This window comes from Winogradskyella jejuensis (assembly GCF_900129745.1).
In the GTDB taxonomy this organism is placed as follows: Bacteria; Bacteroidota; Bacteroidia; order Flavobacteriales; family Flavobacteriaceae; genus Winogradskyella; species Winogradskyella jejuensis.
The window spans coordinates 240,803-253,902 of the sequence record NZ_FQWS01000001.1 but is presented as its reverse complement, the minus strand read 5'-3'; the positions used below and the strand labels follow the sequence as shown (position 1 = coordinate 253,902).

13 protein-coding genes are annotated in these 13,100 nt (G+C 33.9%); 12 read left to right on the top strand and 1 reads right to left on the bottom strand.

Annotation, left to right across the window (positions count from 1 at the left end; genetic code table 11):
- Positions 1-3: 3 nt before the first annotated feature.
- The 4 genes from BUB95_RS01245 (at position 4) to BUB95_RS01230 (ending at position 2,779) form a co-directional block, all read left to right on the top strand.
- Positions 4-909: a hypothetical protein gene (locus BUB95_RS01245; RefSeq protein WP_073081936.1), complete on the top strand. Its 906-nt coding sequence runs from the start codon at positions 4-6 to the stop codon at positions 907-909.
- Positions 906-1,352, top strand: a complete 447-nt coding sequence (locus BUB95_RS01240) for a hypothetical protein (RefSeq protein WP_073081933.1) — start codon at positions 906-908, stop codon at positions 1,350-1,352. The genes BUB95_RS01245 and BUB95_RS01240 overlap by 4 nt, the downstream gene beginning before the upstream one ends.
- A 1-nt stretch (position 1,353) precedes the next feature.
- Positions 1,354-2,196: a sterol desaturase family protein gene (locus BUB95_RS01235; protein WP_073081931.1), complete on the top strand. Its 843-nt coding sequence runs from the start codon at positions 1,354-1,356 to the stop codon at positions 2,194-2,196.
- Between the two features lie 199 nt (positions 2,197-2,395).
- Positions 2,396-2,779 carry a hypothetical protein gene (locus BUB95_RS01230; RefSeq protein ID WP_143185548.1) on the top strand — a complete coding sequence of 128 codons (384 nt, stop codon included), beginning with the start codon at positions 2,396-2,398 and terminating at the stop codon, positions 2,777-2,779.
- Here BUB95_RS01230 and BUB95_RS01225 read toward each other — a convergent pair.
- Positions 2,762-4,072, bottom strand: a complete 1,311-nt coding sequence (locus BUB95_RS01225) for an exo-beta-N-acetylmuramidase NamZ family protein (RefSeq protein ID WP_073081925.1) — start codon at positions 4,070-4,072, stop codon at positions 2,762-2,764. The genes BUB95_RS01230 and BUB95_RS01225 overlap by 18 nt on opposite strands.
- Before the next feature lie 8 nt (positions 4,073-4,080).
- Between BUB95_RS01225 and BUB95_RS01220 the strand changes: the two genes are divergently transcribed.
- The 8 genes from BUB95_RS01220 (at position 4,081) to BUB95_RS01185 (ending at position 13,090) form a co-directional block, all read left to right on the top strand.
- Entirely contained in the window at positions 4,081-5,313 is a 1,233-nt protein-coding gene (locus BUB95_RS01220) for an ABC transporter permease (protein WP_073081922.1), read from the top strand.
- Between the two features lie 66 nt (positions 5,314-5,379).
- On the top strand, positions 5,380-6,738 hold the full coding sequence (locus BUB95_RS01215; protein ID WP_073081919.1) for a pyridoxal-phosphate dependent enzyme: 1,359 nt from the start codon (positions 5,380-5,382) through the stop codon (positions 6,736-6,738).
- Between the two features lie 56 nt (positions 6,739-6,794).
- Entirely contained in the window at positions 6,795-8,069 is a 1,275-nt protein-coding gene (locus BUB95_RS01210; RefSeq protein WP_073081917.1) for a DUF2851 family protein, read from the top strand.
- A gap of 8 nt (positions 8,070-8,077) precedes the next feature.
- Positions 8,078-8,305 carry a PspC domain-containing protein gene (locus tag BUB95_RS01205; protein ID WP_073081914.1) on the top strand — a complete coding sequence of 76 codons (228 nt, stop codon included), beginning with the start codon at positions 8,078-8,080 and terminating at the stop codon, positions 8,303-8,305.
- Between the two features lie 3 nt (positions 8,306-8,308).
- Positions 8,309-9,331 (top strand): potassium channel family protein, encoded by a 1,023-nt coding sequence (locus BUB95_RS01200; RefSeq protein WP_073081911.1) that lies wholly within the window; start codon positions 8,309-8,311, stop codon positions 9,329-9,331.
- Positions 9,332-9,427: 96 nt separating this feature from the next.
- Positions 9,428-11,023, top strand: coding sequence for an alanine/glycine:cation symporter family protein (locus BUB95_RS01195; RefSeq protein ID WP_073081908.1), 1,596 nt, complete (start codon positions 9,428-9,430; stop codon positions 11,021-11,023).
- A gap of 15 nt (positions 11,024-11,038) precedes the next feature.
- Positions 11,039-11,908: a ComEA family DNA-binding protein gene (locus tag BUB95_RS01190; RefSeq protein WP_073081905.1), complete on the top strand. Its 870-nt coding sequence runs from the start codon at positions 11,039-11,041 to the stop codon at positions 11,906-11,908.
- Between the two features lie 15 nt (positions 11,909-11,923).
- Entirely contained in the window at positions 11,924-13,090 is a 1,167-nt protein-coding gene (locus BUB95_RS01185; protein WP_073081902.1) for an acyl-CoA dehydrogenase family protein, read from the top strand.
- Positions 13,091-13,100 lie beyond the last annotated feature (10 nt).

The window sequence follows — 13,100 nt, the reverse complement described above, 5'->3', positions numbered from 1 at the left end:
GTTATGAAGAAAATAAGTCTTATGCTGTGTCTTTTTTTGGTTTTTCTAAATGGGTATGCACAAGAAACAATTCCTTGGGTTGAGTCTTTGCCTATTGCAAAAATTCAGGCGCGTAGTCAAGACAAAATGATACTCATGGTTTGGGAAGGTGCTACGAAATACCCTTTGCCTGTTTTGCTTAAAGATGAAAGAGGGAGAAATGTCGTAATCGATAACCTTTTTGAAACGCCTCAGCTCAATGAGTTGCTTTGGCAATATTTTGTTCCTGTAGTTGTAGGAGATGAGTCTTATGCAGATTTGTTTTACGAGATAGAAGGTAAAAGACCTCAGAGTTACATAGATAAGTTTAATGATGATACACTAAAAATTCTGGATGTTAACGGAAATATTTTAGGGACATCAGGTGCATACACCGAACTATTGAATTTAGATAAGTTTATTGCTAAGTATGGTTTTGAAACTTCTTACATCAAACAAGAGTTGATGAATTATAAGCTTAAGAAAGATTTCTATACCTCTTTTTATTTGGCTTCAAAATATGTAGATTTTAGTCTTTTGGTTAACGAAAACGTACGTTCGGAAATTTTAAAACTTTCAGATATTTATTTTGCTGAATCTGAAGCATTTTTAATGGCAGAAGAAGCGTCTGATAAGAATACTTTACTTCAGCGTGTAGAGCTTACTAAGCTAAAGCAAGATTTGATAAAAAACCGCTCTCGGAAAGTTTTACGACGGCTAAAAAAAATAGAAGAATCTCAAATAGAAAAAGTCAACCAACCTTTAGTCACCTTTTTGTATTACACGGCTTATAGACTTCTTAACGATAAAGAAAAGTTTCAACCACTTGAGAGTTCTATTTCTTTATTAAATTTGAAACAAACACAACTCATTGTAAATATAAACAGATGATTAAAAGAATTGTATTAGTGACACTAGTAGTTTTTACCTTGTTTAACTGCTCTAGCGATGATGACGCTTCTAGCTTTGATTTAAGCTTACTCTACGGGAAATGGTTTAGAGTTGGACTTTGCCAACAATACAATAGTTTACAACTTAATCAAGATGGAACATACGAAAGTTTCTTTTCTGGCTCTGCAGACTGTAATGACTCAGCAGTAGATGTCTACAAATACACAGGAACTTATGTTGTAAATGGTGATTTTTACACTGCAAATCGATTAACTTCGGAGTTAATTATAGATGGTACCGATATTTCAACTAATGATTTTGAACAAATCGATGCAGTAACCGAAATTATAGAACTAACAGAAACAACATTTAAGTTAAGAACTTACGTAGAAAGAGAAAATGGCGTTATAGAGACTATAGAAACATCAGAATACGAAAGATAATATGGAAGCAATCTATAATTATTTTGAAACTATACCATCTTCGCATAGAAGTTTGCTTTTGGTTTCAGGTATTACCTTATTTTGGCTTTTAGAAGGTGCTGTACCATTATTTAGATTTGATTATAAAAAGTGGAAACATGCCATACCAAACTTCTTTTTTACACTAACGACTATCGTTATTAATTTTGGCTTAGCTTTTTTACTACTATGGTCTGCGGATTGGGTAAAAGCAAACGATTTTGGAGTTATTAATTGGCTGCCAGAAATGCCATTATGGTTATATGTGCTCCTTGGTGTACTCTTACTCGATTTTTTTGGAGCATATTTAGCACATTTTGTAGAGCACAAGGTCAAGCCCTTATGGATGGTGCATTTGGTACATCATACAGACCATAAAGTAGATACAACTACGGCTAATAGACATCACCCAATAGAAAGTGTTATTCGATTTACCTTTACATTATTTGGCGTTTTTGTAGTTGGTACGCCAATAGCTATAGTCATGTTATATCAGGCTATGTCTCTTTTATTTACTCAGTTTACACATGCAAATATTAAATTGCCAAAGACTGTAGATAAAGCTATAAGCTATGTTTTGATATCGCCAGATATGCATAAAATTCATCACCACTATAGGTTGCCTTATACAGATTCTAATTATGGGAATATATTTTCGGTTTGGGACCGCTTATTTGGAACATATATGTATATGGAAAGAGAAAAGCTGGTTTACGGCGTAGATGTTTTTCCTGATGAAGCAAAAAATACAAATATTTCTCAATTGCTAAAGCAACCTTTTCAACCTTACGAAAAGCCAACCTTATCTGCAGATTCTGAAGTTTGATAGATTTTTAATTTAGATTATTGATTTTCAGTTAGATGTATTGATTTGGTGCTATTGACGTATTTTTCTGTCAATTTTATAATCGAAGTAATTAGTCATTTTAACGAAAAAAACATCTAATTTTTACTCCTACACGTATATTGAGCATGATTAATTAATTCTGTTGAGCTTAGACGTAACGTTTAACTTAATGGTCCAAATGAAAATATTCCCCCACATTATCATAGCAATCCTGTGCTTAGGATTTGCTAATATATCTTTTGCTCAAAAAGGTAAAGCCACCATTTACAAGAATAAAAACATCCAAGCAGCTGGATTGTATCATGACTTTAATAAGAGTAAGGATACACTGGTACTCAGAAGCGATAAGAAAATCAATTATCTATACACGGCTAATAACTCTAATGATGAGGATATTAAAGTTAGAGTAGATAGTAACTCTTATAAGCTACCGCTTAATAAGCTAAAAAAAGGCCGTAATGTCTTAGTCGCGATTCAATCTCCTTTAAAGATTGTATTTGTGGTTGAAGTAGAAAAGGAGTTTCCAAAACCAATTGTGAAAACCTTATCTGCTGTAGATTAAATACGGTTGTCGCATTTTATCAAAATCTTCCAAATCTTTTTTCCAGGTTTGTCTTATTTCGTTTTCTGATAAACCAGCTTCTATTTGTTGTTGTAATTTAGCTGTGCCTGCATGCTTGGTAAAATTATCAGTATTAAAAAACTTAGTTTTATCTATAGAGCTATTGTAAGCATCAATAACATATTTAAGCGTGAATCCTCTTTCAATTTGCACATTTGATAAATCTTCGCCATAACAAACCTCACCTTTATGCTTAGGGTATTTAGAGCCAAAATTAGGTTCTGGTTTATAGTTGAGTTGATAATGATTTCTATCTAAAAACGGAGCACCATAACGTTGAAACTGAAATTCCGTGCCGCGACCAGCGTTAATGTTAGTGCCTTCAAATAAACCAAGGCTTGGGTATAATTTTATCGATTGGTCATTTGGTAAATTTGGAGAAGGTCTAATAGGTAAACTATAGCTCATTTGAGTGTTGTAATTTTTGACAGGAATCACAGTTAGACTAGCTTTAATTTTATTTTTCAACCAACCTTCACCATTAATCATTTGCGCATATTCTCCTATAGTCATACCATGTACTAATGGAATGGTGTGCATGCCTAAAAAGCTACTGTATTCTTTTTCTAAAGTTGGACCATCAATATATGAGCCATTAGGATTTGGGCGGTCTAAAACTAGAACAGGAATGTTCTGCTCAGCGCAGGCTTCCATGACATAATGCAATGTGGAGATATATGTATAGAACCGTACGCCAACATCTTGAATATCAAAAACTACAATATCTAAATCCTTCAACTGTTCTGCTGTAGGTTTTTTATTTTTCCCATGAAGCGAAAAAATAGGCAACCCTGTTTTTTTATCCATGCCATCTTCTACATGTTCGCCCGCATCCGCTTTTCCTCTAAAACCGTGTTCTGGTGAGAATACTTTGGTGATGTTTATGTTTGAATTCAGCAGCGAATCGACTAAATGAGTATTCGGAATTACCTTTGCTTTTATATCGTCGTGAATATTTAAAGTGCTTGATTTAACATTCATGGATAATTCAACTTCATCATGAAATATCACTGAAGTCTGATTTGCCACAACACCAACACGCTTTCCTTTTAAGATTGGTAAGTAGAGTTCGGTTTGGTTGGCGCCAACTATAATTTCAGTCTTTTCGCTTTTAGCTTCCTTCTCAATACTACCAGCTTCTATCTTCTTTCCATTTCCGCAACCAGCAACTATCAAAAGAATCCCAATAGTTATCTTAAATAAAACTGTATTTTTGAACATCTTAAAGCCCATAGCAGATTTTGAATTTCGAGTTGTTTATAGCCAAACGTATAATTGGTAGTAAAACGTATAAAAGTAGTGTTTCGGCACCAATAATTAAAATTGGAATTGCCGCTATTGCCATTGGTATTGTGGTAATGCTTATTGCCATAGCTACGGGATTAGGTTTACAACAAAAAATTAGAGACAAAGTGGTGGCCTTCAACGGGCACATAATTATTGATAATTACGACAGTAATTCTTCCGACGAATCTCAAGTACCTATATCTTTAAATCAAGAGTTTTATCCTGAATTTAAATCGGTTAAAGGAATAACTCATATCCAAGGAACCGCAAATAAATTTACGGTTATAAGAACTGAAACAGATTTTGAAGGTGTAGTTATTAAAGGCGTTGGAAGAGACTATAATTGGAACTATTTTGAAGAGTTTTTAATCGATGGGCGTTTGCCAGATTTTACTCAAAAATTAAATAATGAAATTCTAGTTTCAAGATACTTAGCAAATCGTTTGGGATTCAAAATTGATGATACGTTCCAAACCTTGTTTGGCGAAAACTTAGAACGTCCGCCGCGTATTATCAACTTTAAAATCGTTGGGATTTACAATTCAGGATTTCAAGAGTTAGATGAAAAATTCTGTATCGCTGATATTAGGCATGTACAGCGCATCAATAAATGGGATGAAGACCAAGTTGGGGCTTTCGAGATTTTTATTGAAGATTTTTCCAAAATTGAAGAAACTGGCGAGTTGGTCTACAGAGAGATTCCATCGTTGATGAAATCTACAACAATTACCAAAAAGTACAGTTCAATTTTTGAATGGATAAAAATTTTTGATAACAATACTTACGGTATCATTGCCATAATGATATTAGTAGCGGGCATTAACATGATTACTGCCTTATTGGTACTTATCCTTGAGCGTACGCAAATGATAGGAATATTAAAAGCATTAGGAACAGCCAATTGGTCAGTGCGTAAAGTGTTTTTATACAATGCCTCTTATCTCATTGGTTTAGGATTGTTATGGGGTAATGTTATTGGCTTAGGATTATTATTTGCTCAAAAATATTTTAAATTATTTCCGCTTAATCCAGATACGTATTATGTCAGTGAAGCTCCAGTATATGTTAGCTTAGACTACATTTTATTACTCAATTTTGGAACTTTTGTGGTTTGTCTATTAATGCTACTAATTCCATCAGTAATCATTTCCAAAATATCGCCAGTTAAAGCTATTCGTTTCGATTAAAACATAATATTCATTTAACTTTTGCTTTTTAACTTTTAGCGTACCTTTGCACCGCAAAATAAGATTATGGACTACGCAGAAAATATATTAGGAACTATTGGTAACACACCAATGGTAAAAATGAACAAGTTGGTGGAAGAATTACCATGTTTAGTTTTGGCTAAATACGAAACTTTTAACCCAGGTAACTCAGTAAAAGATAGAATGGCCCTTCAGATGATTGAAGATGCAGAAGCAGATGGGAGATTAAAACCTGGTGGAACCATCATTGAAGGAACTTCTGGTAATACAGGAATGGGATTAGCCTTAGCTGCTATTATCAAAGGTTACAAATGCGTATTTGTATTAAGCGACAAGCAGTCTAAAGAGAAGATGGATATCCTAAGAGCCGTTGGTGCTGAGGTTGTTGTTTGTCCTACAGATGTGGAGCCAACAGACCCACGCAGTTATTATTCTGTTTCTAAACGCTTGGCAGAAGAAACGCCAAATTCATGGTATGTAAATCAATATGATAATCCAAGTAACTGTAAAGCACATTTTCTATCTACAGGTCCAGAAATTTGGGAACAAACTGATGGAAAAGTGACTCATTTTGTTGTTGGTGTTGGTACAGGAGGAACAATTTCTGGTGTTGGGAGTTATCTAAAAATGAAAAATCCTAATATTAAAGTTTGGGGAGTAGATACTTACGGTTCTGTATTTAAGAAGTATCATGAAACAGGAATTTTTGACGAAAACGAAATCTACTCATACATCACAGAAGGTATTGGTGAAGATATCTTACCAGCAAATGTAAATTTTGATGTTATTGACGGTTTTACAAAAGTAACTGATAAAGATGCTGCGGTATACACCCAAAAATTAGCTAAAGAAGAAGGGATGTTTTTAGGAAACTCTGCTGGAGCAGCTATTAAAGGCGTGTTACAATTAAAAGAGCACTTTGGTCCTGATGATGTTGTAGTAGTACTATACCATGATCACGGTAGCCGTTATGTTGGTAAAATGTTCAATGACGATTGGATGCGTGAGCGTGGTTTTATAGAAGATGAAATCACAGTTGCAGCAGACCTGATTAAAGATCATGTAGATAAGCCTTTGGTTACCGTAAAAACAGAGGAACTAGTTTCACATGCCATAGAGCGTATGAAAAAATATAAAATCTCTCAAATTCCAGTAGAAGACATCTCAGGTTTTGTTGGCGCAGTTGACGAAACAGATGTATTTAGACGTTATGTTGAGGATAAAAATATTTCAGATTTACCAATAAAAGAGGTTATGGGTGCTCCTTATCCTGTAGTTAATAAAAATACTAAGATAGAAGACCTATCAAAGCTCATTAATAAAGATAATAATGCAGTCCTGGTAGATTTAGGAAACGGAAAACACCACATCATTACAAAGCACGATATTATAAGTGCGTTGTAAAACGTATAGTTTAAAATTAAATCCTGAGTATTGCTCAGGATTTTTTATTTTAGAGTATGCAAGAAGATTTTCTTCATTTTATATGGAAATACAAACGGTTTACAATAACTGACCTGCTAACCGTTAATGGTGAGCCTTTAAAGTTAATTTATCTTGGTCAGCATAACTTAAATGCGGGTCCAGATTTTTTTAATGCACAATTGATTATCGCAAATCAGAAATGGGCTGGTAATGTAGAGATACATGTTAAGTCTTCAGATTGGTACGTCCATAATCATGAAACAGATAAGGCTTATGATAATGTGATTCTTCATGTAGTTTGGGAGCACGATACTGAAATATTCAGAAAAGATAACACCGCAATTCCAACTTTAGAGTTAAAGAATTATGTAGATAAAGATTTACTTCATAATTATACAACACTCATGCAATCTCAGGCATGGATTAATTGTGAAACCGATTTTAACTCGGTTGATGAGTTTAAATTTCAGAATTGGTTAGAGCGACTCTATATAGAACGCTTAGAACGAAAATCTAAAGAATTACATCAGCTACTTAAAATATCTAAAAACGATTGGGAAGCTGTGCTTTTTAAAATGCTTTGCAAAAACTTTGGACTCAAGGTCAATGGAGAAGCCTTCTTAAGTCTAGCTAATTCGATTGATTTTTCTGTTGTTAGAAAAATACGTCACGATGTTCTAGATTTAGAGGCTTTATTTTTTGGGCAAGCCGGTTTATTAGAAGAAGAGATTCAAGAACTATATTATATAGATTCACAAAAACGGTATCAATATCTAAAACAAAAATTTCAATTAGATAATCTCGGAGTGATACCTTTGCAATTCTTTAGATTGAGACCGCTAAATTTTCCAACAATACGTTTGTCACAATTTGCTAAGCTGTATTCTACGGAGCAAAATTTGTTTTCAAAGCTAATGACGCTTAAAACCAAAGAAGATTATTATGAGTTGCTAAATGTTGATACTTCAGAGTTTTGGGAGTCGCATTATACGTTTTCAAAATCTTCTAAAAAGCTAAAAAAATCATTAAGTAAATCATTTATTGATTTACTTTTGATTAATACAATTTTACCCATTAAGTTTAGTCATTCAAAATCTATAGGTAATCGAGATGATGATGTTTTATTCAGTTTAATAAAGTCAATCTCTGTTGAAAAGAATAGTATAGTTGATAAGTTTTTGAGTTTGAGACAAGTTTCTAAAACAGCAATGACCTCTCAAAGCTTAATTCAACTAAAAACAGAATATTGTGATAAAAATAAATGCTTACAATGTGCAATTGGGAGTCAATTAATCTCAAAAAATAGATAACTTGCGGTATGAATCTTTTTTATAAGCTTTTATTATACTTTCAGAAGCGAGGTTACTATGTGTGCCAACGTATAGCAGATCGTTTAGGTATTCGTGCCAAGATTGTACGTACGTCCTTTATGTATCTCACTTTTGTAACATTAGGATTTGGTTTTGCCGTCTATTTGTTTCTAGCATTTTGGATGCGAATAAAAGACATTATATACACAAAAAGGAGCTCAGTTTTCGACTTATAGTTTATGGGAAATCCACTATTAAAATTATTTAGATCCAAAATATATACGGCATTGATTATGCTTGTAATACTTATGTTTATTGGAGTATTGGGTTACATATTTATATCGGGATATGCTTTGGTCGATGCCATTTACATGACGGTAATAACCATTACTACAGTTGGATTTGCAGAGGTTAATCCATTGGATACACAATCTAAAATATTTACAATTTTTTTAATTCTAGCTAGTGTAGTTATTGTGGGTTATGCCATTTCTATAATAACAGAATACATATTAAGTAAAAATAATTTTGAAGATATAAAACAACGTAAGATGCAGAAGAGGATTGAAAATATGTCTGACCATATTATTATATGTGGTTACGGACGAAATGGTAAACAAGCCGCAAAGAAACTTCAGGCTTACAATAAGCCTTTTGTAATTATTGAACGTGATAAAGAAATTATCGAGCGATTTCAAGAAGATGATTTGTCCTTTGTTCACGGCAATGCCAATGAAGATGATACATTACTAGAGGCAGGTGTAAAACGTGCTAAAACTTTGATATCCGCTTTACCAGAAGATGCAGATAATCTTTTTGTCGTCTTATCGGCTAGACAGCTCAATTCAGAATTGAAAATAATTAGCCGCGCTTCACAAGAAACATCATACAATAAGTTAAAATTGGCAGGAGCAAATAATGTAATTTTACCAGATAGAATTGGAGGAGACCACATGGCCTCATTAGTTGTAATTCCAGATTTAATAGAATTTATTGACAATCTAGGTATCGTAGGAGAGCGTAATATTAATATTGAAGAAGTAAAAGTTGAGCAATTATATGATGCATCAACAACCAAAACCATTAGAGAATTAGATTTACGAAAAAAAACAGGTTGTACCGTTATTGGTTTTAAAGATGGAAAAGGTGATTACACAGTTAATCCTGAGGCTGATACAAAACTAATCTCAGGGTCAAAAATTGTGGTATTAGGGCGTCCAGAACAGATACAAAAACTAAATTCTGAATTCAATATTGGGTAGTCTTTAATTCCATTTTAACGTCTATAGCTTTAAAATTTCAATTTTTTTTAGCATCTTGTCGGCTACTTAAAAAAAATACTAACTAACACTATACTTATGAAGAAATCTCTTCTTTGCATTTTTGCACTTTTATTACCATTATTAAATTTTGCACAAGATGCCGAAAGAGGCATTGACCAAATAATTGATGAAAAATTTGGAGCAGCTACTGGTTGGTTTGTTGAAGCTATATTTTATCAAATACCGTTTTCTGATACAGTAAGTGTTTATTGGGTTTTATTTCCATTAATCTTAGGAGCGGTATACTTTACAATTTATTTCAATTTTATAAATTTCAAGGGTTTTTTTACTTCAATAAATATTGTAAGAGGTAAGTATGATGATTTAGACAAATCTGAAGGTGAATTAGCAGTAGCAGGAGATTCTACTCCAGGAGGTGATGCTATAGAAACTATAAAAATCGAAAATCACGAGGGTGAAGTGAGTCACTTCCAGGCTTTAACCGCAGCTTTATCTGCTACGGTTGGATTGGGAAATATTGCAGGAGTGGCTATTGCCGTTTCTATTGGTGGCGCCGGTGCCACATTTTGGATGATTATTGCTGGATTCTTAGGAATGGCTTCAAAATTTGTAGAATGTACTTTAGGTGTAAAATATAGAGATATAGAAGCAGACGGAACTGTTTATGGTGGTCCAATGTATTATCTAACAAAAGGGCTTAAATCAAAAGGTATGGGCGGTTTAGGTAAAATTCTTGCTGTCTTGTTTGCTATTTTTGTTATAGGAGGTTCCTTCGGTGGTGGAAATATGTTTCAAGTTAATCAAGCATTTCAACTTGTAGAAAATATAACTGGTGGAGAACAATCATTCTTAAATGGATACGGATGGGCATTTGGACTTGTAATGGCAATACTGGTTGGTATTGTAATTATTGGAGGAATAAAATCAATTGCCAAGGTTACTGATAAAATTGTACCATTTATGGTGGCCATTTATGTGGCAGCCTCACTCTTTGTTATTTTCGCAAAGTACAATATGATTGGAAGTGCATTTTCTGCGATTTGGAACGGCGCATTTAGTCCAGAAGGGATTGCTGGTGGCGCAGTTGGTGTTTTGATTCAAGGATTTAGACGTGCAGCTTTTTCTAACGAAGCAGGTATTGGTTCAGCTTCTATTGCACACTCCGCAGTAAAAACAAAGTATGCTGCAAGTGAAGGTATGGTTGCTCTTTTAGAACCGTTTATAGATACAGTTGTTGTTTGTACAATGACAGCTTTAGTGTTAATCATTACAGGATTTGTCGACCCTTTAAATCCACCAGCTAATGATGCACAAGCTATTTTATTAACGTCTAGTGCATTTGAATCTTCAATCTCATGGTTCCCTTATGTATTAACTGTTGCAGTAGTATTATTTGCATTTAGCTCAATGATTTCATGGTCTTACTATGGTTTTCAAGGATGGTCGTATCTCTTTGGAAGATCAAAAAAAACCGAATATACTTATAAAGTAATCTTCTGTATTTTCGTAGTGATTGGTGCAGCGGCAAGTCTGGGTTCAGTCATTGGATTCTCCGATGCCATGGTATTTGCTATGATGGTTCCAAACATGGTTGGTTTAATACTTTTAGCACCGAAAGTAAAAGAGGAATTGAAAAAATATATGGATGCTATAAAGGCAGGAAAAGCTTAAAAAATCATAATTGATATGAAATCCCACTTAAAGTTTTCTAAACAAAAACGGAGTGGGATTTTTTTATTGGTTATTCTCATTGTAATTGCGCAGTGCATTTATTTCTTTTTCGACTTTTCTTCTGATGAAATCAACACGCCTAGTGAGGCTGAATTTGAAATATATAGAGCTGAAGTTGATTCTTTACGTAAGGTTGCTCTTGAAGAAAAGAAACCTAAGATTTATCCTTTTAATCCAAATTTTATAACAGACTATAAGGGGTATACTTTAGGAATGTCTAATGAAGAAATTGACCGACTGTTTAGATTCAGAGCTAAAGACCAATGGATAAACTCAGCAAAGCAGTTTCAGGAGGTCACAAAAGTTTCAGATTCTTTACTTTTTAAAATATCTCCATACTTCAAGTTCCCTGAATGGTTAACCAACTCAAAACATAAAGTTTATAGCAGCTCATATTCAAACTTAAATACTCCAAAAACTTTTGCCCAAAAATTAGATTTGAATGTCGCAAGTGCAAGCCAACTTCAAAAGGTTTACGGTGTAGGAGAAAAGCTATCAGCTAATATTATAAAGTACAGAGAACGACAAGGCGGTTTTGTATCTGAAGTAGAACTCACTCAAATTTGGGGATTATCACCAGAAGTTATAGACCGAATTAAAGAGCAGTTTGCTGTAAAAACACCTCGGGAAATTAAGACCTTTAATTTAAATACAGCGACTAGAGATGAGCTAGTTACCATCCCGCATATAGATTACGAAATAGCAAACAGCATAATAGAGGAAAGGACATTGAGAGAAGGATTCTCTAGAATTGAGGATTTAACAAAAGTTGAACATTTTCCAGTAAAAAAATTACAGATTATTAGATTATATTTGTTTCTGTAATAAAATTGCTAAAAAATGTCAAAATTATATTTCACGGAAGAACATGATTTGTTTAGAGAAAGTATTAGAGATTTTCTTCATAAAGAGGTCGTTCCTCATATTGAAAAATGGGAAGAAACTGGTCATATAGAACGTTTCATCTGGAAGAAGTTTGGAGACATGGGTTACTTTGGTCTTGCAACTCCTGAAGCTTACGGTGGATTAGATTTAGACTTATTTTATACTGTTATTCTACTAGAAGAGATGCAGCGCATTAATTCAGGTGGTTTTTCTGCTGCCATTTGGGCGCATGCTTATTTAGCTATGACACATCTTAATAAAGAAGGTAATCATGAGCAAAAAGAAAAATATTTAACGCCAAGTGCTTTAGGCGACAAAATTGGTTGTTTATGTATTACTGAGCCTTTTGGTGGTAGTGATGTTGCGGGTATGGGCACTACAGCAGTTAAAAAGGATAATACTTATGTAATTAATGGTTCAAAGACATTTATTACTAACGGTGTTTACAGTGACTATTTAATTGTGGCCGCTAAAACTAAACCAGAATTAGGTAATAAAGGCATAAGCATTTTTGTGATAGACAGAGATACACCTGGAGTATCGGCAACAAAACTAGATAAGTTGGGTTGGCGAGCTTCAGATACGGGAGAAATTGCATTTGATAATGTAATCATTCCAGTAGAAAATTTAATGGGAGAAGAAAATGAAGGTTTTCCTTACATTATGCAGCACTTCGCATTAGAGCGACTCATTATGGGAATAAATGCGCATGCAAGAGCAGAATATGCTTTAGAATATGCAAAACAATATATGTCGGAGCGTACAGCTTTTGGAAGAACCATCGACAAGTTTCAGGCTTTAAGACATACCTATGCAGATTGCGAAACGCAAATGGAAATTTGTAAGCAGTTCAACTATTATGTTGCAAAACGTTTAGATATGGGAGATTATGTGGTTAAAGAGGCCACGATGTCTAAATTGCAATCTACAAAAATGGCAGACGACGTTATCTATCAATGCCTTCAGTTTTTAGGAGGTTATGGTTATATGGAAGAATATCCATTAGCACGCATGGCCAGAGATAGTCGTCTTGGGCCAATAGGTGGTGGAACGTCCGAGATACTTAGAGAAATAATTGCTAAAATGGTAATTGATAATAAAGATTATAAGCCAGTTACATAAAATAATTGGT

Bases quoted from the DNA above. Each gene is read 5' to 3' on its own strand.
- BUB95_RS01245 (WP_073081936.1), top strand. From the start codon at position 4: ATGAAGAAAATAAGTCTTATGCTGTGTCTTTTTTTGGTTTTTCTAAAT.
- BUB95_RS01240 (WP_073081933.1), top strand. From the start codon at position 906: ATGATTAAAAGAATTGTATTAGTGACACTAGTAGTTTTTACCTTGTTT.
- BUB95_RS01235 (WP_073081931.1), top strand. From the start codon at position 1,354: ATGGAAGCAATCTATAATTATTTTGAAACTATACCATCTTCGCATAGA.
- BUB95_RS01230 (WP_143185548.1), top strand. From the start codon at position 2,396: ATGAAAATATTCCCCCACATTATCATAGCAATCCTGTGCTTAGGATTT.
- BUB95_RS01225 (WP_073081925.1), bottom strand. From the start codon at position 4,072: ATGGGCTTTAAGATGTTCAAAAATACAGTTTTATTTAAGATAACTATT.
- BUB95_RS01215 (WP_073081919.1), top strand. From the start codon at position 5,380: ATGGACTACGCAGAAAATATATTAGGAACTATTGGTAACACACCAATG.
- BUB95_RS01210 (WP_073081917.1), top strand. From the start codon at position 6,795: ATGCAAGAAGATTTTCTTCATTTTATATGGAAATACAAACGGTTTACA.
- BUB95_RS01205 (WP_073081914.1), top strand. From the start codon at position 8,078: ATGAATCTTTTTTATAAGCTTTTATTATACTTTCAGAAGCGAGGTTAC.
- BUB95_RS01200 (WP_073081911.1), top strand. From the start codon at position 8,309: ATGGGAAATCCACTATTAAAATTATTTAGATCCAAAATATATACGGCA.
- BUB95_RS01195 (WP_073081908.1), top strand. From the start codon at position 9,428: ATGAAGAAATCTCTTCTTTGCATTTTTGCACTTTTATTACCATTATTA.
- BUB95_RS01190 (WP_073081905.1), top strand. From the start codon at position 11,039: ATGAAATCCCACTTAAAGTTTTCTAAACAAAAACGGAGTGGGATTTTT.
- BUB95_RS01185 (WP_073081902.1), top strand. From the start codon at position 11,924: ATGTCAAAATTATATTTCACGGAAGAACATGATTTGTTTAGAGAAAGT.